General features: G+C 60.9%; 16 protein-coding genes and 1 tRNA gene. 12 read left to right on the forward strand and 5 right to left on the reverse strand.

The genetic code is table 11. The features are described 5' to 3' along the window. The first annotated feature begins 93 nt into the window (after positions 1–93). The 6 genes from gcvH to PspR76_RS24415 all read left to right on the forward strand — a co-directional run bounded on the left by gcvH (position 94) and on the right by PspR76_RS24415 (position 7,227). Complete coding sequence (gene gcvH, locus PspR76_RS24390) at positions 94–477, forward strand: glycine cleavage system protein GcvH (RefSeq protein WP_159959434.1); 384 nt, start codon at positions 94–96, stop codon at positions 475–477. Between the two features lie 10 nt (positions 478–487). After that, positions 488–3,325: an aminomethyl-transferring glycine dehydrogenase gene (gcvP, locus tag PspR76_RS24395; RefSeq protein ID WP_159959436.1), complete on the forward strand. Its 2,838-nt coding sequence runs from the start codon at positions 488–490 to the stop codon at positions 3,323–3,325. A 174-nt stretch (positions 3,326–3,499) separates the two neighbouring features. Further along, positions 3,500–4,876, forward strand: coding sequence for an L-serine ammonia-lyase (locus PspR76_RS24400; protein ID WP_159959438.1), 1,377 nt, complete (start codon positions 3,500–3,502; stop codon positions 4,874–4,876). 39 nt (positions 4,877–4,915) lie between these two features. After that, the gene (gene gcvT / locus PspR76_RS24405; RefSeq protein ID WP_159959441.1) at positions 4,916–6,040 is read left to right on the forward strand and encodes a glycine cleavage system aminomethyltransferase GcvT; all 1,125 of its coding nucleotides are present in this window, start codon (positions 4,916–4,918) and stop codon (positions 6,038–6,040) included. A 391-nt stretch (positions 6,041–6,431) separates the two neighbouring features. Next, positions 6,432–6,644, forward strand: a complete 213-nt coding sequence (locus PspR76_RS24410; RefSeq protein WP_034109143.1) for a cold-shock protein — start codon at positions 6,432–6,434, stop codon at positions 6,642–6,644. A gap of 94 nt (positions 6,645–6,738) precedes the next feature. Beyond that, entirely contained in the window at positions 6,739–7,227 is a 489-nt protein-coding gene (locus PspR76_RS24415) for an RDD family protein (protein WP_159959443.1), read from the forward strand. Between the two features lie 153 nt (positions 7,228–7,380). On the opposite strand, the gene nadA is transcribed toward PspR76_RS24415, so the two are convergent. From nadA to PspR76_RS24430, 3 genes are all read right to left on the reverse strand, one after another. Next, complete coding sequence (gene nadA / locus PspR76_RS24420; protein WP_122542851.1) at positions 7,381–8,439, reverse strand: quinolinate synthase NadA; 1,059 nt, start codon at positions 8,437–8,439, stop codon at positions 7,381–7,383. Positions 8,440–8,675: 236 nt separating this feature from the next. Beyond that, positions 8,676–10,253, reverse strand: a complete 1,578-nt coding sequence (locus tag PspR76_RS24425; RefSeq protein ID WP_237235696.1) for a lactate dehydrogenase — start codon at positions 10,251–10,253, stop codon at positions 8,676–8,678. A 129-nt stretch (positions 10,254–10,382) separates the two neighbouring features. Then, positions 10,383–11,669, reverse strand: a complete 1,287-nt coding sequence (locus PspR76_RS24430; RefSeq protein ID WP_159959445.1) for an OmpP1/FadL family transporter — start codon at positions 11,667–11,669, stop codon at positions 10,383–10,385. A gap of 483 nt (positions 11,670–12,152) precedes the next feature. On the opposite strand from PspR76_RS24430, the gene PspR76_RS24435 reads away from it, so the two are divergent. The 6 genes from PspR76_RS24435 to pstB all read left to right on the forward strand — a co-directional run bounded on the left by PspR76_RS24435 (position 12,153) and on the right by pstB (position 22,817). Beyond that, entirely contained in the window at positions 12,153–13,868 is a 1,716-nt protein-coding gene (locus tag PspR76_RS24435; protein WP_159959447.1) for a ShlB/FhaC/HecB family hemolysin secretion/activation protein, read from the forward strand. A gap of 118 nt (positions 13,869–13,986) precedes the next feature. After that, a complete protein-coding gene (locus PspR76_RS24440) occupies positions 13,987–18,930 on the forward strand; it encodes a hemagglutinin repeat-containing protein (RefSeq protein ID WP_159959449.1) in 4,944 nt (1,647 codons plus the stop codon). Positions 18,931–19,101: 171 nt separating this feature from the next. After that, complete coding sequence (gene pstS / locus PspR76_RS24445; protein WP_159959451.1) at positions 19,102–20,118, forward strand: phosphate ABC transporter substrate-binding protein PstS; 1,017 nt, start codon at positions 19,102–19,104, stop codon at positions 20,116–20,118. 55 nt (positions 20,119–20,173) lie between these two features. After that, positions 20,174–21,169, forward strand: a complete 996-nt coding sequence (gene pstC, locus PspR76_RS24450) for a phosphate ABC transporter permease subunit PstC (RefSeq protein ID WP_159959453.1) — start codon at positions 20,174–20,176, stop codon at positions 21,167–21,169. Continuing rightward, positions 21,166–22,038 carry a phosphate ABC transporter permease PstA gene (gene pstA / locus PspR76_RS24455; protein WP_159959455.1) on the forward strand — a complete coding sequence of 291 codons (873 nt, stop codon included), beginning with the start codon at positions 21,166–21,168 and terminating at the stop codon, positions 22,036–22,038. Before pstC ends, pstA begins: the two co-directional genes overlap by 4 nt. Continuing rightward, on the forward strand, positions 22,038–22,817 hold the full coding sequence (gene pstB / locus PspR76_RS24460; RefSeq protein ID WP_159959457.1) for a phosphate ABC transporter ATP-binding protein PstB: 780 nt from the start codon (positions 22,038–22,040) through the stop codon (positions 22,815–22,817). Before pstA ends, pstB begins: the two co-directional genes overlap by 1 nt. A gap of 117 nt (positions 22,818–22,934) precedes the next feature. Here the strand turns inward: pstB and PspR76_RS24465 are convergent. After that, positions 22,935–23,010, reverse strand: a tRNA-Lys gene (locus PspR76_RS24465). Positions 23,011–23,073: 63 nt separating this feature from the next. Continuing rightward, complete coding sequence (queC, locus tag PspR76_RS24470; protein WP_174245646.1) at positions 23,074–23,751, reverse strand: 7-cyano-7-deazaguanine synthase QueC; 678 nt, start codon at positions 23,749–23,751, stop codon at positions 23,074–23,076. Between the last annotated feature and the right edge of the window lies 1 nt (position 23,752).

Raw genomic sequence — 23,752 nt, forward strand, 5'->3', positions numbered from 1 at the left:
TAAATAATTAATAACGTTGGCCGCGATATTGCTAAGCAACTCCCCATTATTCCAATCCCGTCCACCAGACGAATCTGGCCTTGAGGAGTTTCCATGAGCGAGTTGCGTTTCACTGAAGATCACGAGTGGCTGCGCGCCGAAGCCGATGGCAGCGTCACCGTGGGTATCACCGCTTTCGCGCAGAACGCGCTGGGTGATGTGGTTTTCGTGCAACTGCCTGAGTTGCAGTCCTACGCCAAGGGCGCAGAAGCCTCCACCGTTGAGTCGGTCAAGGCCGCGAGTGGCGTGTACATGCCGCTGGACGGCGACGTTCTCGAAGTTAACGACAAGCTCAGCGACAGCCCGGAACTGGTCAACGAAGACCCGATGGGCGAAGGTTGGTTCTTCCGCTTTAAACCCGCCGATGCCAGCGCAGTGGCTAAGCTGTTGGATCAGGATGCGTACGACCGCCTGATCAAAGCCAACGCTGAAGCCTGAGGAGCGCGCCATGACCGTTAATCTCACTACCGCCAACGAATTCATCGCCCGCCATATCGGCCCGCGCCAGGAAGACGAGCAGCAAATGCTCGCAAAGCTGGGCTTTGACTCGCTCGAAGCCCTGAGCGCCAGCGTGATCCCGGAAAGCATCAAGGGCACCAGCGTGCTCGGCCTGGAAGACGGCCTGAGCGAAGCCGAAGCCCTGGCCAAGATCAAGGCCATCGCCGGCAAGAACCAGCTGTTCAAGACCTACATCGGCCAGGGCTACTACAACTGCCATACGCCGTCGCCGATCCTGCGCAACCTGCTGGAAAACCCGGCCTGGTACACCGCCTACACCCCGTACCAACCCGAGATTTCCCAAGGCCGCCTGGAAGCGCTGCTGAACTTCCAGACCCTGATCAGCGACCTCACCGGCCTGCCGATCGCTAACGCCTCCCTGCTCGACGAAGCCACCGCCGCCGCCGAAGCGATGACCTTCTGCAAGCGCCTGAGCAAGAACAAGGGCAGCAACGCCTTCTTCGCCTCGATCCACAGCCACCCGCAAACCCTCGACGTGCTGCGCACGCGTGCCGAGCCGCTGGGCATTGACGTGGTGGTGGGCGATGAGCGCGAGTTGACCGACGTCAGCCCATTCTTCGGCGCCCTGCTGCAATACCCGGCCAGCAACGGTGACGTGTTTGATTACCGCGAACTGACCGAGCGCTTCCACGCCGCCAACGCCCTGGTCGCCGTGGCCGCTGACCTGCTGGCCCTGACCCTGCTGACGCCTCCGGGCGAGTTCGGCGCCGACGTGGCCATCGGCAGCGCGCAACGCTTCGGTGTGCCGCTGGGCTTTGGTGGCCCGCACGCGGCGTACTTCTCCACCAAGGATGCGTTCAAGCGCGACATGCCGGGCCGTCTGGTCGGTGTGTCCGTCGACCGTTTCGGCAAGCCGGCCCTGCGCCTGGCCATGCAGACCCGCGAGCAACATATCCGCCGCGAGAAGGCCACCAGCAACATCTGCACCGCCCAGGTGCTGCTGGCCAACATCGCCAGCATGTACGCCGTGTACCACGGCCCGAAAGGCCTGACCCAGATCGCCAACCGTGTTCATCACCTGACCACGATTCTCGCCAAAGGCCTCACCGCGTTGGGCCTGAAGGTCGAGCAGGAACACTTCTTCGACACCCTGACCCTCAACACCGGCGCCCAAACCGCCGCCCTGCACGACAAGGCCCGCGCCCAGCGCATCAACCTGCGTGTGGTGGATGCTGAGCGTCTAGGCCTGTCGGTCGACGAAACCACCACCCAGGCCGATATCGAAGCCTTGTGGTCAATTTTCGCCGACGGCAAGGCACTGCCCGCCTTCGCCGAGGCTGAAAGCACGCTGCCGGCCGCGCTGCTGCGCCAGTCGCCAATCCTCAGCCACCCGGTGTTCAACCGTTACCACTCCGAAACCGAGCTGATGCGCTACCTGCGCAAACTGGCCGACAAGGACCTGGCGCTGGACCGCACCATGATCCCGCTGGGCTCGTGCACCATGAAGCTCAACGCCGCCAGCGAAATGATCCCGGTGACCTGGGCCGAGTTCGGTGCCCTGCACCCGTTCGCCCCGGCCGAGCAAAGCGCCGGCTACCTTGAACTGACGTCCGACCTGGAAGCCATGCTCTGCGCGGCCACCGGTTATGACGCGATCTCGCTGCAACCGAACGCCGGTTCCCAGGGTGAATACGCAGGCCTCTTGGCCATTCGTGCCTATCACCAGAGCCGCGGCGAAGAGCGCCGCGACATCTGCCTGATCCCGTCGTCGGCCCACGGCACCAACCCGGCGACCGCCAACATGGCCGGTATGCGCGTGGTGGTCACTGCCTGCGACGCACGCGGCAACGTGGATATCGAAGACCTGCGCGCCAAGGCCATTGAGCACCGCGAGCACCTCGCTGCACTGATGATCACCTACCCGTCCACCCACGGCGTGTTCGAAGAAGGCATCCGCGAAATCTGCGGGATCATTCACGACAACGGCGGCCAGGTGTACATCGACGGCGCCAACATGAACGCGATGGTTGGCCTGTGCGCACCGGGCAAGTTCGGCGGCGACGTGTCCCACCTGAACCTGCACAAGACGTTCTGCATTCCCCACGGCGGTGGCGGCCCGGGCGTTGGCCCGATTGGCGTCAAGTCGCACCTCACGCCATTCCTGCCCGGTCATGCGGCCATGGAGCGCAAGGAAGGCGCGGTATGCGCGGCGCCGTTCGGCAGCGCGAGCATCCTGCCGATCACCTGGATGTACATCAGCATGATGGGCGGCGCGGGCCTCAAACGCGCTTCGCAGCTGGCGATCCTGAATGCCAACTACATTTCCCGTCGCCTCGAAGAGCACTACCCGGTGCTCTACACCGGCAGCAACGGCCTGGTGGCGCACGAATGCATCCTGGACCTGCGCCCGCTGAAAGACAGCAGCGGCATCAGCGTCGACGACGTGGCCAAGCGCCTGATCGATTTTGGCTTCCACGCGCCGACCATGTCGTTCCCGGTGGCCGGCACGCTAATGATCGAGCCGACTGAAAGTGAATCCAAGGAAGAACTGGACCGCTTCTGTGACGCCATGATCGCCATCCGCGAAGAAATTCGCGCGGTGGAAAACGGCACCTTGGACAAGGACGACAACCCACTGAAAAACGCGCCGCACACCGCCGCTGAAATCGTCGGTGAATGGAGCCACCCGTACAGCCGTGAACAAGCGGTGTACCCGGTTGCGTCGCTGATCGAAGGCAAGTACTGGCCACCGGTTGGCCGGGTCGACAACGTGTTTGGCGATCGCAACCTGGTGTGTGCGTGCCCGTCGATTGAGAGCTACGCGTAACACTGACTGACGGAACAGGGTCAAGTGTGGGAGCTGGCTTGCCTGCGATGGCATCACCCGGGTCTACCTGATAGACCGGGGTGTCTGCATCGCAGGCAAGCCAGCTCCCACCTGGACCTCTTCCACAGTCAGGCCGAGTACACCCAACACATAATAAGAAACCGGAGAACAACCATGTCCCTCAGCGTGTTCGACCTGTTCAAGATTGGTATCGGCCCCTCCAGCTCCCACACCGTTGGCCCGATGCGTGCCGCCGCCCGATTTGTCGAAGGCCTCAAGCGCGACAACCTGCTTGGCGTCACCACCGGCATCAAGGTGGAACTCTATGGCTCGCTGGGCGCCACCGGCAAAGGCCACGGCAGTGACAAGGCCGTGCTGCTGGGCCTGGAAGGCGAACACCCGGACACCGTGAATACCGAAACTGTCGCCGCACGCCTCGCGCAGATGCGCAGCGATGGTCGTTTGAACCTGCTCGGCGAACACAGCATTGCGTTCAACGAGAAAGAACACTTGGCGATGATTCGCAAACCCCTCGCCTACCATCCCAACGGCATGATTTTTCGTGCCTTCGACGCCGCCGGCATTCAGATTCGCAGCCGCGAGTACTACTCGGTCGGCGGCGGTTTTGTGGTGGATGAAGACGCGGCCGGCGCCGACCGGATTGTCGAAGACACCACGCCGCTGACCTTCCCTTTCAAACACGCCAAGGACTTGCTGGGCCATTGCGCCACCTACGGGCTGTCGATCAGCCAGGTGATGCTGACCAATGAAAGTGCCTGGCGCCCGGAAGCCGAGACGCGCGCTGGCTTGCTGAAGATCTGGCAAGTGATGCAAGACTGCGTGGACGCCGGTTGTCGCAACGAAGGGATTCTGCCCGGTGGCTTGAAGGTCAAGCGCCGCGCCGCTGCTTTGCATCGCCAGCTGTGCAAGAACCCCGAGTCAGCGCTGCGCGACCCGCTGTCGGTGCTCGACTGGGTCAACCTGTACGCGCTGGCCGTCAACGAAGAAAACGCCAACGGCGGGCGTGTAGTCACGGCGCCCACCAACGGTGCGGCCGGAATTGTGCCGGCGGTGCTGCATTACTACATGCGCTTTATCCCCGGCGCGAACGAGGACGGCGTGGTGCGCTTTCTGCTCACTGCCGCCGCCATCGGCATTTTATACAAGGAAAACGCCTCGATCTCCGGCGCTGAAGTCGGTTGCCAGGGCGAGGTCGGCGTGGCCTGTTCGATGGCGGCCGGTGCGTTGTGCGAGGTATTGGGCGGCAGCGTGTCCCAAGTCGAAAACGCCGCCGAGATCGGCATGGAACACAACCTCGGTCTGACCTGCGACCCGATTGGCGGGTTGGTGCAGGTGCCGTGCATCGAGCGCAATGCGATGGGCTCGGTCAAGGCGATCAATGCGGTGCGCATGGCCTTGCGCGGCGATGGGCAACATTTTGTGTCCCTCGACAAAGTCATCCGCACCATGCGCCAGACCGGCGCCGACATGAAAAGCAAATACAAGGAAACCGCCCGTGGCGGTTTGGCGGTCAACATTATCGAGTGCTGACGCCTAACAGCGCGTCCGCACGTTTTTCAGGAGCTGAATATGTCCACCGAAACCCTGTTGAAAACCCCACTGCATGCGCTGCACCTCGAATTGGGCGCACGCATGGTGCCCTTCGCCGGTTACGACATGCCGGTGCAATACCCGCTGGGCGTGATGAAGGAACACCTGCACACCCGTGAACACGCCGGGTTGTTTGATGTGTCGCACATGGGCCAGATCCGCCTGACCGGCGCAAACGCCGCCAAAGCCCTGGAAACCCTGGTGCCCGTCGACATCATCGACTTGCCGGTTGGCATGCAGCGCTACGCCATGTTCACCAATGATCAGGGCGGCATTCTCGACGACCTGATGGTGGCCAACCTGGGCAACGACGAACTGTTCCTGGTGGTCAATGCCGCCTGCAAGGACCAGGACCTGGCGCACCTGCGCAAACACATTGGCGAGCAGTGCAGCATCGAGCCACTCTTCGAAGAACGTGCCCTGCTCGCCCTGCAAGGCCCGGCAGCGGTGAAGGTACTGGCGCGCCTGGCACCTGAAGTGACCAAGATGACGTTCATGCAGTTCGCCACCTTGCGCCTGTTGGGCGTGGACTGCTACGTCAGCCGCTCCGGCTACACCGGTGAAGACGGTTTTGAAATCTCTGTGCCCGCTGCCAATGCCGAGAGCCTGGCGCGCAGCCTGCTGGCCGAAACCGAAGTGCAGGCCATCGGCCTGGGCGCGCGTGACTCGCTGCGCCTGGAAGCCGGCCTGTGCCTGTACGGCCACGACATGAACACCGACACCACGCCGATTGAAGCCAGCCTGTTGTGGGCAATCTCCAAGGCCCGGCGCGCCGACGGTGCACGTGCCGGTGGCTTCCCGGGTGCCGACCGGATCTTCACCCAGCAACAAGCCGGTGTGAGCCGCAAGCGAGTCGGCCTGCTGCCCCAGGAACGCACCCCGGTGCGCGAAGGCGCAGAAATCGTCGACGAACACGGCACCGTGATCGGCAGCGTGTGCAGCGGCGGCTTTGGCCCGACCCTGGGCGGCCCGCTGGCCATGGGTTACCTGGACAGCGCGTTCATTGCACTGGACACCGAAGTGTCTGCGTTGGTGCGTGGGAAAAAGGTGCCATTACGTGTAAGTAAAATGCCATTTGTACCGCAACGTTACTACCGTGGCTGATTGACTGTTTCTATAAGTAACGCGGTTGCGTTAACGTGCACTAAACTGTAACGCAACCGCCATAAAACAGTGCATTGACGATAGGCAATGTAATAGGCCCGCGCCTATAACAAGTGATCAACTCTATCGAATAAGCGGGATCCACTTTGTTGCTCAAACAGTCACGAAGCCAAGCAAAACCTGGGCTTTTGGCAGGGCTTGTTTTTTCTCCATTAGTTGGCGTAAAGTTTGTTCACTGTGTTTGCATGGGTCGCTTTGAACCTGGACCTGGGCAGTAGCCAAAAGTTTGCTACAACCCGTTCGACGTCTCTTACTTTCCTGCAACTCAGCCCAGTACTCTTTCGTGTGAAAGGGGCTGTCATTAATTTTTAGCGTCAAAGGAAAGAAGAAAATGTCAGATCGTCAGAGCGGTACCGTCAAGTGGTTTAACGACGAGAAAGGGTTTGGTTTTATCACTCCAGAAAGCGGTCCGGATCTGTTCGTGCATTTCCGCGCTATTCAAGGCAACGGCTTCAAGAGCCTGAAAGAAGGCCAGAAGGTCACTTTCAAAGCTGTGCAAGGCCAGAAAGGCATGCAGGCTGACGAAGTACAAGCAGAAGGCTGATCCTTGCTGCGACAAAAAGCCCCTGATGGTGACATCAGGGGCTTTTTTATGTGCGTTTGCTCGTAAAATGGCTTTTTTCTCTAGAGAGACTGCCATGTCCAAACCCCTGCTGAGCCCCCAAGGCGACTTCCCCGCCGTTGGCCTGGGCCGTCGCCTGGCAGCGATGTTCTATGACTTTCTGCTGTGCACCGCCCTGCTGATCGTCACCGCGTTTATCTACAAGCTGGTGTGGATGGCGTTTATCGGCGAAGCCAAGATGCGCACGCTCACCGAATCCGGCGCGCTGGACGGTGACCCGTTGCTGTCGACGATTTTGTTTTTTGTATTGTTTGGTTTTTTTGCCAAGTTCTGGACCTATTCCGGGCAGACCCTGGGCATGCAGGTGTGGGGCGTGCGCGTGCAGAACGCCGATGGCTCGCGGATCAGCCTGTGGCAGGCGCTGCTGCGCTTTGTGGTGTCGATTGCGTCGTGGTTGTGCATGGGGCTGGGGTTTATCTGGTCGCTGTTTGATAAGCACAAACGCAGCTGGCATGACATTTATTCGGATACGCAGTTGGTGCGGATTCCGAAGCAGAAGAAGTAACTCCAGAAAGAGTGGAGATCCAAATGTGGGAGCGGCGGTGCGACGATTCGACTTGCTCGCGAATGCAGTGTGTCAGTCGATACATCTGGTGACTGATCCACCGCATTCGCGAGCAAGCCCGCTCCCACATTTTCTTACCGTGCTCGCCTCAGATCAGGCGTTGCCGGCCAGTTTCAAGCGCGCAGCCTGGGTGAAATCCAGCATGCGCTTGAGCGGCCTTACCGCCTGCGGAATCACTGACGGCTCAACAAAGATCTCATTGCTGCCCTCACGCAAACATTGCAGCGTGCGCTCCAGCGTATTCATTGCCATCCACGGGCAGTGTGCGCAACTGCGGCAGGCTGCGCCGTTGCCGGCGGTCGGCGCCTCAACGAAGACCTTGTCCGGGCACAACTGCTGCATCTTGTAGAAGATGCCGCGGTCGGTGGCGACGATAAAGGTCTTGTTCGGCAACCGCTGCGCTGCGGCAATCAGTTGGCTGGTGGACCCTACGGCGTCCGCCAGCTCGATCACCGCCGTGGGCGACTCCGGGTGCACCAGGATCGCGGCGTCCGGGTACAGCGCCTTCATGTCTTCGAGCTGCTTGGACTTGAACTCTTCGTGGACGATGCACGCGCCGTCCCACAGCAGCATGTCCGCACCGGTCTGGCGCTGAATGTAAGTGCCCAGGTGCTTGTCCGGGCCCCAGATAATCGTCTCGCCGTTGTCCATCAGGCTTTCGACGATTTCCAGCGCGCAGCTTGAGGTGACGACCCAATCCGCCCGGGCTTTGACCGCCGCCGAGGTGTTGGCATACACCACCACGGTGCGCTCGGGATGCTGGTCGCAAAACGCCGAAAACTCATCCACCGGGCAGCCCAGGTCCAGAGAGCACGTGGCTTCCAGGGTGGGCATGAGGATGCGTTTTTCGGGGGTGAGGATTTTGGCGGTCTCGCCCATGAAACGCACACCGGCGACCAATACGGTCTTGGCCGGGTGGGCAGCGCCGAAGCGCGCCATTTCCAGGGAGTCGGAGACACAGCCGCCGGTTTCTTCGGCCAAGGCCTGAATCACCGGGTCGCAATAGAAGTGGGCGACCAGCACCGCGTCCTGAGCCTTGAGCTCGGCGGCGATGGCGGCACGCAGGCTCGCCTCTTCTTCGGCGCTCAGCGCCTTGGGCTGCTTGGCGTCGAGGTGGGCTTGGACCAGTAGGCGTTCGGAAATTTGCGTCATGTTCGCAAGACCTGCAGGCGCAGTAAGCGCGAAAGTCGAGTGTACCACCGGCTCTGGAGCCCTTCGGGCGCCGCCGGACGAAGTGATTGTGTTCATCAAGCACGGGTGAAGCTGCGCAAGGCTACAGAATATCGAATGGATTCAAAAGCCTAATCTGGCCTGCGCAGGCACGCTCACCGGGCAAAAAAAACGGGAAGGCGCATCACTGGGCCTTCCCGCTTTGATCACGCCGAACGTCAGCGCATCAGCACATCCGGATCGTTCTGCAACAGGATCGAGTCATGCATGTTGGCCAAGGCATCCTTCAAGGTTGACTGCTCCAGGGCATCCTTGGACTTTTTGCTCGCCTGGGCGGCGTGCTCAAGCAGCGTCAGGTAGTCGCGCCTGATGGAGGCTTCCTTCGGCACCACGCTGTCTTCCACCCGGTTGCCCATCACGTACTTCTGCGTGTGGGTGTTCTGGGAAGCCGATTGGGTAACGGACGCATTCGTCAGTCGGCCGTCTTTATAGGCGAAGGTTGCGGTGCTGCTGGCCTTGTCCTGCACTTGCACATACAGGTAATTCTGCGATTCGCGAGAGCCGTCAAAAACCGGCGGTTTGCCACCGTCGAGGCCTTTATGGAAGCTCGCCGACAGCAGCGATTGCTGGTTCTGGGTGACGCTGCGGTCGCCCGTGCTGCGGCCATTGACCTGGGTATTCTGCGACACGCTGTAGGAAAAACCCTCAACTTCCGACCGACGTATCGAATTGGGCGCGCCCGCCGCCTGTTTGATCGAGGCCTTGAAGTCAGCCAGGCCCGTCAGCAAACCTTTGTCGGTCGGGTTATTCGTCAGAGGGTTTGCAGTGCCAGCCCCGGGCGGATAGTTGCTGTTCATGGCGCTGAACGCGTCCTTGAACATGGCCATCAGGTCCGCGTTGGCACTGCCGCGCCGCTCGACGCGGTCGAACTGCGCCAGGTAGGTTTGCAGCGCCTTGGCCTGCTGCTTGGCATTGCCGAGGATCGCCGCGTTTCTCAGGTCCACCGTGAGGTCAATCTGACCCGCCGGGCCACTCATGCGCGTGGTACGGCTCTCGCTGTCGGCATGAAAGGCCAGGGTAATGTCCTCTTCGTTCGAGGCTTTCACTTTGGCATTGAGGTCCACCGACGACAGCAGCTTGGCGTCGAACTGAGTCAGCCTGCTCAAGTCGAGTTTCGGCGGCACGGCGGTCAGCCCGTCGACCGAGGCCTGGAATGCGCCGCCCAACTGGCCGACGGCCTTGAGTTCATCGGCGGTCAACTCCCCGCCTTCTACGGTGGCCTGTACGCCCAGGCCATCTTTCTGGCTGGACAGGCTGAACGTCACCGTCTTGCCGCTGGCAGTCTTGATGCTGAGGCTGACTTGGTTGTCGGCCTTGCTGTGCAGCAGCGTCTGGTCCGCCTTGATTGCATCGGTGTCGCCGGCGCGGTCAGCGGTGGTGTTGAGCAGCGACTGGGAAATCGCGGCACCGCCACCTTTGGTGAATTGGTCTACCAGCGCAGCGCCCAGCCCACTGTAGCGGCCGGCCGTAGTGACCGAGTGGAAGCCGGAGTTGATGACCCAGGTGATCGAATCATCGCTGTTGTTTTCCCAGGTCCGCACGCTTTCCTGGCCGGGCAACAAGCCGTTTCGAGAATAGGTATCGACGACATCGGCTGCCGGATTGCCAAGGCTGACCACTGCCGAAGGCCGCGTCGGTGAGACGTCGACAGTGTTCGCCAGGGTGGCGGGAGGCGCGGTGGTCGCAGCCCGAACAATAAGGGGATTGGTCGCGATAACAGGCGTTAACGTAGTCATGACAGTCCATGTCTTAAAAGCTGAGTAGCTTTCAATCTAACCAACACGCACCGTAAATGACAGCATTGATGTCAACAAAACTGGCAAAGAGCCATGCCAAAAAACTGGCTCTTCGCCGGATTGCATCGATCAGAAGCGGTAAGTCACCGAACCACCAAACCCATTCGCGCTGTTTTCATACTTGGCGTCGTAGTTCAGCGCTAACTGAGGGTTGTTGTCGCGAACCTTGATCGGTTCTTCCTTCAGGTAGGAATAGGCCACGTCAAAGGTCAGGTTATCCACAGGCGTCCAGCCGGCACCCACGCTGAATACGGTACGGTCGCCCGTAGGAATACGTACAGAACGGTCGGTGTTGTTGGTGGGCGTCTCGTCCACCGAGAAGCCGGTGCGCAGCACCAGTTGTTTGTTGAGCTGATACGACAGGCCGATGGCATGGGACCACGTGTCGTGCCAGTGCTGCTCTTCGGTGATGGAGCCCAGGCCTGCCAGCTCAGCCGTAATATCCGACACGCCGGCGTTGTTCACCGTGATTTTCTTCAACTGGCTCCAGCGCGTGTAGGTGCTGCCCACGTAGAGGGTCAAGGCATCGGTCAACTGGTGAGTGACCGAGAAGTCCACGGAAGAAGGCGTGGTGACATTCAGCTTGGCGTCATACTTTTGCGGCCCGCCGTCCAGCAGGTCGGACAGCACGCCCGAGGCTTGGGTATGGCCGCTCAGGTGATACACCACTTGCGAATGGTAGGTGACGCCGATGCGGGTGCTGTCCAGCGCCTGCACCAGGATACCGGCGTTGAAACCCATCGCGGTGTCGTCGCCCTTGATCTTCACCGCTTCGGTGCCGAGGCCGAACGCCGGGACTTTGGAGTCCAGCTCGCCGCTGATCTTGTTGAAGGTCGGGCCGAAACCGACCGACACCTTGTCATTGAACGCGTAGCTGACGGTCGGCTGCACGGTGGTGACTTGAATCTTGCTCTTATTGCCAAAGCCATTGCCCTGGAAGCTGTGTTCATAGTCGGTCACCAGGCCAAACGGTGCGTAAACCCCCAGGCCAAACGCCCAGTGCTCATCGATCGGCGTGACCAGGTAACCCATCGGCACGGCAATGCCAGGCACCATGTCGCCCTTGTTGGTGCCGGGGTTATCGACGCCGCCCTGGCTGGAGCTGGCGTCCTTGATATTGGTTTTGGCATCGAGGTAAGTCGCGCCGATGCTGACTTCATTGTGCTTGAGGCGGGACATGCCGGCCGGGTTGCCGAACACCGTGCTGGCGTCATCGGCCGAGGAAGAACGCCCGGCGTAGCCCGTGCCCATTGAACTGACGCTTTGTTCATTGAGCGCAAAACCACCGGCGAGCAGTTGTGTGGAGGCGAGCGAAACGGAGAGCGCCAAGGCGCCTTTAAGAGTTTTGTTATTCATTATTAGGACTCGAATTATTGGGCAGCGCTGGGAAAACTACCAACCTTCGAGCGGAGCGTTTATGAAGAGTTTTTCATCTGCTGGATTGTCCGACAATCCCAAGCATTTCAAGGACTTTGGCGGTTTTTAGGCTTCACTTTATGACCTTTTAATCTGTTCGTGACCGCCCGGTTTTATCCGGCGTGCGCTTGCGCTATAAACGCCCCGATTAAGCGATTTCGCTGCAACAATCAAAAACGATCTTCGTACATCCGCCGTCTCATCCTCCCCGAAGATACGTGGCTTATCAGGCGTGCGCCTGCACCTTCGCACTAAAAATGTGCATTTATTTCCTGAATAACGCGGCATTCCTCACGTTTTATGTAATAAATCCTACAGCCGATGTAACAATCCGTTTAAAGATGACTCAAGTGCGGCATACCCTGAGCTCACGGTTTGGCTCAGGGGCATGAATTGTGTGTATTTCTACGTTAAGGATGTCGAGTGCCAAACCAGCCCTCAACCCAACGCCTTTGCTGTATCCGCAGATGGAGTGTCGCCCTGCTCTGCCTGTGCGCGTTGCCGGTGGCCGCCGCCGATGGCCCGCAGCCCGGCCAGGAAACCCTGCGCTTGCAGCAGCAACAACAGCGCGACTTGCAACAGTTACAACTGGAGCAGCGCCAGCGGCAGATGCAACGCGGCAGTTTCGGTACTCAACCGGCCACGCCGGCCTTACCCAACGCTGTCGACAAAGATGAACGCTGCTGGCCGCTCAGCGGTACACGCCTGGCCGGGGTCACGCTGTTCAACAGGGCCGAACTGAACAAACGCATCGAGCCCTACGTGGCGCCGTGCATGGGCGTCACCCAGATCAACCGCCTGCTGGCCGAGATCACTCAGCTGTATGTGGAGGCCGGCTATATCGCCAGCCGCCCGTACTTGATCAGCGCACCGGCCGCCGGGCTGCCGCTGGATATTCACGTCGAAGAAGGTTACCTGGAAGCCATCGAACTGGCCGACCAGAGCCTGCCCGTGTCGTTAACCGGGGCATTTCCCGGAATGCTCGGCCAGCCGCTGAACCTGCGCGACCTGGAGCAAGGCCTGGACCAGCTCAACCGCCTGCGCTCGGTGGACCTCACCGCCGACATTGCTCCCGGCAGTGAACCTGGCGCCTCGCGCATCATCCTGCGCTCGCGCAGTACGGCCTCGCGCTGGGCCTTGGGACTTGGGCTGGATAACCTCGGCAGCGCCGGCACCGGGCGTGATCGCAATGCGATCAACCTGAGCCTGGACAGCCCGCTGGAGCTCAACGATTCGCTCAACCTGAGCTTCAGCGACACGCTCAACCACGGGCCGCGTTACAGCCGCAGCAACAGCCTGTTTTATGCCATCCCATACGGTTACTGGACCTACAGCCTGTTCGCCAGCCATGCCGAATACCGCTCGCCGTTCAAGCTCAGTCGCACCACCTTGTATAACAGCGGCCGCACCGATCAGGTCAGTTTGCGCACCGACCGGGTGCTGTGGCGCGACCAGGGCCATCAACTCAGTGCCAACCTGCAACTGGCCTACAAGGACGTCGACAGCTACCTGCAAAAGGTCCGCCTGGGCATCCAGAGCCCAACACTGACCGTGGCCGAGGCGGGCCTGAATCTGTTCTGGCTCAACAGCGCGGTGTGGAACCTCGACGTCAATTACGCCCAAGGCCTGACGTGGTTCGGTGCTGATCGCGATGCCGAGCAAACGCAAAAAAACCTGCCCCAGGCGCAATTCCGCAAGTACCGCGCCAACCTCACCCAATGGCGCAACGGCCAATGGCAGGGGCAACCGTGGCAATGGCAGAGCCAGCTGTCAGCGCAATACAGCCCGGACGCCTTGCCCGCCATCGAACAACTGCTGGGTACCGACGACTCGGCGGTGCGTGGCTACCGCGAATACAGCGCGTCCGGTGCCATCGGTGCGGTGTGGCGCAACACCTTGCGCCTGCCGCTCAACAGCGACCTGCCGATAAAAATCACCCCGCGCCTGGGCCTGGACAACGGCTGGGTCAAGCGCGAACACGGCGCCCAGGGCCAACGCCTGAGTGGCGCCAGCGTCGGGCTCAACCTGAGCTGGAAGAACCTGCAGCTCGACCTCGATTACCAACGCAGCCTCAACACACCCACAGGGTTTGGCCAGGAGCCGGAGGTGTGGCTGACGCGCCTTAGCGTGCAGATTTGAGCTTGCAGAGATGAGCTGACACATGATTAGCCTGAAATAACCGCCGTACCTGAGCACTACACCAGCGTTGCACCGAACAACGCACGTCGTAGATCAGCCAACACAGAGCGAATTTATTATGCCGACTGCCACACACACGTTTCACCTTTCCCCTCAGGGCAAACTGCGCTGGGCCATCGCCAGCCTGCTCCTGCTGCCGCAGCTGGTGCTGGCCGGTGGCGTGACCGTCGTTGAAGGGCCTGGCGGCACGCCGCAGCTGCAAAACCAGGGCGGCGTGCCCATCGTCAACATCGTCGCGCCGAATGCCGGCGGCCTGTCCCATAACCAGTTTCTGGACTACAACGTCGACCGCCAGGGCGTGGTGCTGAACAACGCTTTGCAGGCGGGCCAATCGCAACTCGCCGGGCAGTTGGCAGCCAACCCGCAGTTCCAGGGCCAGGCCGCCAGCGTGATCCTCAACGAAGTGGTGAGCCGCAACGCCTCGGCCATCAACGGCGCCCAGGAGATTTTTGGCCGCGCCGCCGATTATGTACTGGCCAACCCGAACGGCATTTCCGTGAACGGCGGCAGCTTCATCAACACCCCGAATGCCAACCTGGTAGTGGGCCGCCCCGAGCTCAACGACGGCAAGCTGCAAGGTTTGAACACCCGCGATGCAAGCGGCCAATTGACGGTGCAAGGCCAGGGCCTGCAAAACGGCGCGGGCTCGATCCACCTGATCGCGCCGCACATCGACAGCGATGGGCGCCTCAGTGCGCGGGATCAATTGAACCTCACGGTCGGCCGCAATCAGGTCGACTACGCCAGCGGCCAAGTGCGTCAGGTCGACCCGGCGAGCAAGACCCAGGACCAGCGCATCGACGCCCGCCTGTTCGGCGCGATGCAAGCCGGGCGTATCAATATCATCAGTACCGCCGAAGGCGCCGGCGTGCGTGTGGGCGCGGTGCAAGTGGAAGGCCGCGACGGCGTGAAGGTCAGCTCGGCCGGCGACCTCGACATCCGCGGCCAGGTGCACGCCGACAGCCTTGAGGCCACCCGCGCCGGCGTGCACAGCCGCCAGGGCGACGTTGACTTGCACAGCGCCAAGGACTTGAGCCTCGCCGCTGCGGACGTCAGCGGGCGCAACGTCAAACTCGACGCCAGCCGCAACCTGACCCTCAGCAGCCTGGAAAGCCGCAAGCTCCAGGAAAAACGTGAACAGTGGAACAACAGCAACTTCCTGTTCACCTACGAAACCTATGACCGCACCACCACCGACAAGGACTCGCGCCAGCACGGCAACCATGTCGTCGCGCAACAGAATGCCGCGCTGTCGTCCGGCGCCAACACCACGATCACCGCCAGCAAAGTCGAAGCGGGCGACGCCTTGCGCGTCAACAGCGGCGCCGACCTGCAGGTGAACGCTGCCACCGAAACCCATGAAACCCGCGATCAAGGCAACCACCGCAAGCACCTGTGGAAGGCCAACTGGGACAAATCCAGCAGTGAACAACGCAGCGTCACCAGCAGCCTCAAGGCCGGCAAAACGCTGGACCTGACCAGCCAGCAGAAACTGCAGTTGCAGGGCGCCGAGCTGAAATCGGCGGGCGACATTCAATTGGCCGGCCGTCAGGTGGACATCGGCAGCGCCAGCCGCACCCAGCGCAGCAGCGATAACGCCTACGCCGGCGACCTCACGGGCGGCAGCTTCTTCGGCAAAAGCGGCGACGGTGACAAGGGCAAAACCTTGAACACCGGCAGCAAGGTGAATGCCGACGGCAAGTTGATCGTCAAGGCCGATGACGTGCGCATCAGCGGCAGCCAGGCGCGCGGCGGCAAACAGGCCAGCGTGATCAGCGACAAAGGCTCGCTGGTGATCGACGGCGTACAAGACACCTCCCACGACAATAGCTACAGCAACGACAGTAAGTTCTTCGGCATTACAAAGGATGAAAGCCGCAAGAACCTCAAGGACAGCACCACCGTCGCCAGCAACCTGCGCTCGGACAGTAACCTCAGACTGCAAAGCGCCAAGGACATCGAAGTCAGTGGCTCTCAAGTGGCTGCCACAGGTTTATTGCAGGCGCACGCCAAGGGCGATATCAAGGTCGCTTCGGCGCAAAACACCTCCAGCGATACCACCAGCACTCACACCCGTGGTTTCGATGGCTACGCCAAGGAAACCACCGAAGGCAGCCGTCAGTACCGCGCGGGTGTCACCTACGAAGATCAACAGCAAACAGCTAAGACCGACACCACCCGGCAGCAGGCTGCCAGCCTCAGCGGTGGCAGCCTGGCCGTCACCGCGGGTGGCGATGTGAGCATCAAGGGCTCTGAGCTCAAGGCCACCCAGGGCGACGCGACCGTGAGCGGCAAAAACGTCGAGCTGCTGGCGGCGGATGACAGCACCCGCAACCAAACCGATACGACCACCACTGCGGGCGGCGTGTACTACACCGGTGGCCTGGACCGGGCCGGCAATGGTGCGCAATTCAGCCATCAGAGCAGCGATGACACCCGCAACAAAACCACCGCGCAAACCAGCAATGTAGCGGCGGCCGGCAAGCTGACGATCAACGCCGGCAACACCCTGACCAGCCAAGGCGCGCAGGTCAAGGCCGGCTCCGAGTTGCAGGTCAACGCTGCCCAGGTCGATAACCAGGCGGCGCATAACACCGAGACCAGCACCCACAAGGAGAATGGCTGGACCGCCGATGTCGGCGCCAATGTCGAATACAAAGGCATCACCCGGCCGATCGAAAAAGCCGTCGAGGGCGTGGCCCAGGCCAAATTCCATCAGCCAGGTTTGCTCGATGCGTTCGAGCAGCCGAATGTCGGGCTGGATGTGGAAGTCGGTCATACCCAAAAGACCCGCACACAGCAGGACAGCACCGCGGTGGTCAGCCAGTTCAGTGGTGGAACAGTGCAGGTCAATGTCGCCAACACCCTGAAGGATCAAGGCACTCAATACCGCGCCAGCGAGGGCGGGCTCAAGATCAATGCCGGCGAGCACCTTGCCACCGCAGCCGCCAACACTCACAGCAGCAGCGAGCAAGGCGTGGACGCTAAGGCGGGCGTGCGGGTTTACACCACCACGGGTGAAGACTTGAACGTGCGCGGCAGCGGCACCGGCGGCAGCAGCGATGTGCGCGAATCAAGCAGCACGGCGGTGGTCGGCAGCTACGCCGGGGCTCAGGGTGTGAGCATTCAGACCCAAGGCGATGCACGCTATGAAGGCAGCCACTTCAACGGTGGCCAGGCAGGCGTCAACCTCAAGGCCGGAGGCGAATTGGCACTGAACCAGGCCAGCGATACCCAAAACAAAACCGACAACAGCCTGCGCGGCAGCGGCTCGTTGACGGTGGGCACAGCGCCGGGCAGCAATGGTACGAACGTGAACCTGGGTGCCGGCGTTCAACTGGATAACAAACGCCTCGACACCCAGGACAGCCAGGCACGTGTCGCGACGCTCCACGGCAGCGGGCCGATCCAACTGAGCAGTGGCGGCGACATGACCCTGCAAGGCACTCAGATCGGCAGCAGCACCGCGAAGACCGGTGACATCAGCCTCAACGCCGGCGGCAAATTGAACCTGCAAGCGGCCACCGAAAACCATGTCAGCAGCGGCAGCAACCTGGGCGGCGGCTTGACGGTGGGAGCCGGCAAGACCAGCAGTGCCGAAAGCAGCGGTACAACCGGCAGCCTGAGCGCCAACTTCAACATCGGCAAGGTTTCCGAGAACGATCAGGGCGTAGTGGTCGGGCAATTGCACAGCAACGGCAACGTTACCCTCGCCAGTGGCGCTGACGCGGCGGATGCCATCCACCTGCAAGGCACCCAGGTAGTGGCCGACAGGGTCAACCTGGCGGCGCAAAACGGCGGCATTTTGCAAGAGTCGGCACAATCCACCCAAGCGCATAACAGCTGGGGCGTGACTTTGGGCGCAGGTGGCAGCGGCGGCAAAACAGCCCTGGCCGACGCCGGTGAACACGACACAGCCAAAACCCAGTACGGCATCAATGCGCGGGTCAAGGTCGACGTCGATCACCTGCAAGGCACCACCCAGCACGACAGCCTGATCAAGGCGAACAAGGTGGTGATCAACAGTGCCGGTGATACCCATCTGGCCGGCGCGCGGATTGAAGCCGAGCAGGTCAGCGGCAACGTCGGCGGCAACCTCGTCGTCGAGAGCCGCAAGGACCACGTCAGCAGCACCCAGGTCAACGTCGACACCCGGCTCGACGTCGAGAAAAACCAACCGGGTGTGGTCAACAAACTGGCCAAGGCCAGCGGCCCGCTCAAGGACAAGGTGCAAGCCAAGGCCGAGGGCGCGTTTGAAAAACACCGCGAAAAGCTGGAGAACGCTGTCGACAAGGGCACCGAGCACCTGGCCTCGGCCAAAGAGAGCGTGATCAACGCCAAGGAGCGCCTGGGCGAAAAACTCACCCGCAGCGGTAGCTACGACGTGAACCCCGAGCCCCGTGGCGCCTTTGGCACACGCGTGGATCAAGCCAAGGCTTACCTGGCGGACAAGAAGGACGCCGTGGGCACTCGCCTGTCCAACCTCAAGGAAAAAGTCTGGCCAAAAACCACGGACAGCTACACCGTCAGCGGCAAGAACACCACCGGCAGCTCGGTGGCCAATACCGCCGAAAACGTGCTGTTCGGCGACAAAAGTGGCGATACGTCCTACACCCCAACGTTGAATCTGGACGTCAGCCACGTGGTGAAAGACAGCGTCACCCAGGCGTCGGGCCTGCGCGGTACTCAGGGCGTCACTCTGCAGGTGAGTGGCGAAACACGCCTCACGGGTGCGCAGATCAGCGCGGACAAAGGCAAAGTCGACCTCGGCGGTTCCACGGTCAAGGCGACGACACTGGCCGGCAGCGACTACCGGGCCGATGTCGGGCTGAACCTGTCGAAGTCACCGGTCAACCTGGCCTTGGGCGCCAAGGATGAACTGACCCGGAAACAGGACGACGCCACGCGTAAGGATCAGGCTTTCAACCTTGGGCCACTGCGGGTCGGCGGGCACAGTGACAGCCAGGTGTTGCAGGCCGGGATAGAGCAGAGCATCAACTAAGTCGCACGGCGGCTGTGGACGTGGGCAACCCACGTTCACCGGCGCAAACATTTCTAAATGTTTCTTCATAAAGCCAAACCGTCATTAAACAGACATATCTCAGGAATTAAATCGTCACGTCTTAGACAGGTGGACCTATCCACTTACCCCTTCCCTTGAGGTGTTGTCGTGATGTTGCCGACTAAAAAAAGTCTGTCTGTTCTGTTCGCTGCCCTGTGCTTGAGCGGCGTGGCCCACGCCACCGACGTTACCGGCGCCGGCTCCAGTTTCGTCTACCCGGTGCTGTCCAAGTGGTCGCAGGACTACAGCAAGAACTCCAGCAACCGCATCAACTATCAGTCAATCGGTTCCGGCGGCGGCATCGCCCAGATCAAGGCGGCCACCGTTGACTTCGGCGCCTCCGACGCCCCGCTGTCGGCCGATGAACTCAAAGCCGGCGGCCTGGGCCAGTTCCCCAGCGTGATTGGCGGCATCGTGCCGGTGATGAACGTCGAGGGCGTAGCGGCTGGCCAGTTGAAACTCGATGGCGACGTGCTCGCGAAGATTTTCCTCGGTGACATCAAGGCCTGGAACGACCCGGCCATCGCCGCCCTCAACCCCGGCTTGAACCTGCCGGTGGCGAATATCACCGTGGTGCACCGTTCCGACGGCTCGGGCACCTCGTACAACTTCACCAACTACCTGGCCAAAGTCAGTGACAGCTGGAAAACCAAGGTGGGGTTCGGCACCACCGTGCCGTGGCCGGTCGGTGTGGGCGGCAAGGGTAACGAAGGCGTTTCGGCCTACGTGAAGCAGATCAAGAACTCCATCGGCTTCGTGGAATACGCCTACGCCCTGCAGAACAAAATGACCTATGCCCAACTGAAAAACGCTTCGGGGAAATTCGTCAAACCTGATGCCAAGGCATTCCAGGCCGCCGCAGATACCGCCGACTGGGCGAATGCCAAAGACTTCAACCTGATCATGACCAACGCCCCAGGCGAAGGCGCGTGGCCGATCACGGCGACCACCTGGATCATCATGTACAAGCAGCCGAAGAATGCCGAGCAAAGCCAGGCGGCGTTCAGCTTCTTCAAGTGGTCACTGGAAAAAGGCCAGCAACAGGCCGCGGCGCTGGACTACGTAGCCCTGCCGGACTCCCTGGTGTCGCGAATCGAAGGTTACTGGAAGTCTGACTTCGCCAACTGATTCGTCCTACGGCCGCCTTGCGCATTGACTGCGCAAGGCGGTGAGCACATCTGATATGAACGACACCGTCCACCCGCTGGTCATGACTTCTCACGCAGGCGACACCGCGGGCGACCGCCGTGCCACCCGCGATCAACGCCACGATCTGTGGTTTAAACGCTCGATGTTCGGCGCCGCCATGCTGGTGTTGGCATTGCTGGGTGCCATTGCGGCCTCGACCCTGTGGGGCGGCGGTTTGGCGTTCAAGACCTTTGGTTTCAGCTTTATCACCAGTACCGAATGGGATGCGGTGAACAACCACTTCGGCGCCGTGGTGCCGATTTACGGCACCTTGGTCACCTCCTTCCTGGCCTTGCTGATTGCGGTGCCGGTGAGTTTCGGCATTGCGATTTTTCTCACCGAGGTCGCGCCGCCCTGGCTCAAGATGCCGGTCGCGTCGGCGATTGAATTGCTCGCCGGTATTCCTTCGATCATCTATGGCATGTGGGGCTTGTTCGTGTTCGGGCCGTTTATGGCTGAGCACCTGTCGCCCTTGATCAACGACTACCTCGGCGCCCTGCCCTTTATTGGCTCGCTGTTCCAGGGCCCGCCGCTGGGGATCGGCATGTTGACTGCCGGGATTGTGCTGGCGGTGATGATCATGCCGTTTATCACCTCGGTGATGCATGAGGTGTTTCGCAGTGTGCCGACACCATTGAAAGAATCGGCCTACGCGCTTGGCAGCACAACGTGGGAAGTGGTGTGGGACATCGTCTTGCCCTACACGCGCTCGGCCGTTGTCGGCGGGATCTTTCTCGGTTTGGGCCGTGCCCTTGGCGAGACCATGGCGGTGACCTTTGTATTGGGCAACGCCCAACAATTCTCCGCCTCGCTGCTGATGCCCAGCAGTTCGATTGCGTCCGTGATCGCCAACGAGTTCAGCGAGGCCTACACCGACCTGCACCGCTCCGCGCTGATCGCGCTGGGCTTCTTGCTGTTTATCGTGACCTTTGTGGTGCTGGCACTGGCGCGCCTGATGCTGATGCGCCTGTCGCGCAAGGAAGGGTTATGAACGCCAACGAACGCCTGTACCGAAAACGCGCGTTGAAAAACGCGGTGGCGATGTGCCTCAGTTGCGGCGCGACAGCCTTCGGCCTTTTGTGGCTGGCGTGGATTCTGCTGACCACCATCATCAATGGGTTCCAGGCCCTCAACCTGCGCCTGTTTACCCAGATGACGCCGCCGCCCGGCACCGAAGGCGGCCTGGCCAACGCGTTCTATGGCAGCGCATTGATGTCTGCCATCGCACTGTTGATCGGCACGCCCATTGGGTTGATGGCCGGTATCTGGCTGGCAGAGTTTGCACGCCACTCACGCCTGGGCACCACGGTGCGGTTTATCAACGACATCCTGCTGTCGGCGCCTTCGATTGTGCTGGGTTTGTTTATCTACACCGGCGTGATCTTGCCACTCAACCTGCTGACCAATCACCAGGTTGGTTTTTCCGCCATCGCCGGCGCCTTGGCCCTGGCCCTGCTGGTGATTCCAGTGGTGGTGCGCACCACCGATGAAATGCTCCAACTACAACCTTCCACCATGCGCGAGGCCGCGCTGGCACTGGGTGTGCCGCAATGGAAACTGACCTTGCAGATCGTGTTGAGAGCGGCCAAGGCCGGGGTAGTCACCGGCATCCTGCTGGCCCTGGCGCGAATCACCGGGGAAACCGCACCGCTGCTGTTCACCGCCTTTGGCAACCAGTTCTGGAGCAGCAACTTGCTCAAGCCGATTGCCAGTGTGCCGGTGGTTATCTTCCAGTACGCCATGAGCCCGTTCGACGACTGGCACTCACTCGCGTGGGCCGGCGCCCTGGTGCTCACACTGTTCGTGCTGGTGCTCAGCCTGGCATCTCGCCTGATCCTTTTACGCAATAGGTCTCACTGATGGACGCCACCGGCATTGTTCCCGAAAAAACCAAAATCCAAGTGCGCGGGTTGGAGTTTTTCTACAACCACCAACGCTCGCTGAAATCCATCGACATCGATATTCCGGAAAAGCGCATCACCGCCATCATCGGCCCCTCCGGCTGCGGCAAGTCCACCTTGCTGCGCGTGTTCAACCGCATCTACTCGATGTATCCAAAGCAGGAAGCACGTGGCGAAGTGCTGCTCAACGGCGAAAACATCCTCGCCCCTGGCTATTCAATGAACCGCCTGCGCAGCCACGTCGGCATGGTGTTCCAAAAGCCGGTGCCGTTCCCGATGTCGATCTACGACAACATCGCCTACGCCGTGCGCCACCACGAAAAACTCTCGCGCCGTGAGATGAACGACCGCGTCGAACAAGCCCTGCGCGGCGGCGCCCTGTGGGATGAAGTCAAAGACAAACTCAACCAGAGCGCCCAAAGCCTCTCCGGCGGCCAGCAACAACGACTGTGCATCGCGCGCACCATCGCGCTGCGCCCGCAGGTGTTGCTGCTGGACGAACCGACCTCAGCGCTCGACCCCATTTCCACCGGGCGCATCGAGCAATTGATCACTGAGCTGAAAGCGCAGTACACGGTGATTATCGTGACTCACAACATGCAGCAAGCCGCGCGGGTGTCGGACAACACCGCGTTCATGTTCATGGGGGAATTGATTGAGTATGGCAATACGGACGAGATCTTCACCAAGCCGAAGATGAAGCAGACGGAGGACTATATTACGGGGCGGTTTGGCTGAGCGACCCCGACAGAGGAGCCACGGGCCGCCTATTGCAGGCGGCTTTTTCACCAGGCAAAAAAAAACCCGGAAATCCTCACTTGCGTGGGCCTTCCGGATTTTCTAAACCGCCAAAAATGGTGGGTCGTGTGGGATTCGAACCTACGACCAATTGGTTAAAAGCCAACTGCTCTACCAACTGAGCTAACGACCCGCTGTGTGGTGGCGCGTATAATACTGATTTCTAAGGATTATTCAACACCTTATTTTAAATAAATCAGAAATAACGCGTTGGGTCAGCAATTCCGGCGGCTTGGAAGCCTTCTGCACGCAGTCGGCAGGCGTCACATTTCCCACAGGCATGGCCGGCATTGTCTGCTTGGTAGCAGGAAACTGTCAGCGTGTAGTCGACACCAAGTCCTACACCAGCCTTCACAATATCCGCCTTGGTCATGTTCTGCAGCGGCGCCTGGATACGAAAGCCCTGCCCCTCTACACCGGCCTTGGTGGCCAGGTTGGCCATGCGCTCGAATGCCTCGACATACTCAGGGCGACAGTCCGGATAGCCGTTGTAGTCCAGTGCATTGACGCCGATGAAGATGTCGCGGGCGTTCAATACTTCCGCCCAGCCGAGGGCCAGCGACAGGAAGACGGTGTTGCGCGCCGGCACGTAGGTCAGCGGGATGCCTTCGCTGGGCGCCTCGGGTACGTCGATGCTGCTGTCGGTGAGCGCCGAACCGCCGATGCCATTAAGGTTGAGGCCAATGACCTTGTGCTCGACCACACCCAGGTCACGGGCGACACGCGCGGCGGCGTCCAACTCGGCGCGGTGGCGCTGGCCATAGTCGAAGCTCAGGGTGTAACAGCTGTAGCCCTGGGCGCGTACCATGGCCACCAATGTGGCGGAGTCCAGGCCGCCGGAGAGCAGGATGACGGCGCGTTTTTCATCGGCCATG

Origin of the sequence: Pseudomonas sp. R76 (assembly GCF_009834565.1) — a bacterium.
GTDB lineage: Bacteria > Pseudomonadota > Gammaproteobacteria > Pseudomonadales > Pseudomonadaceae > Aquipseudomonas.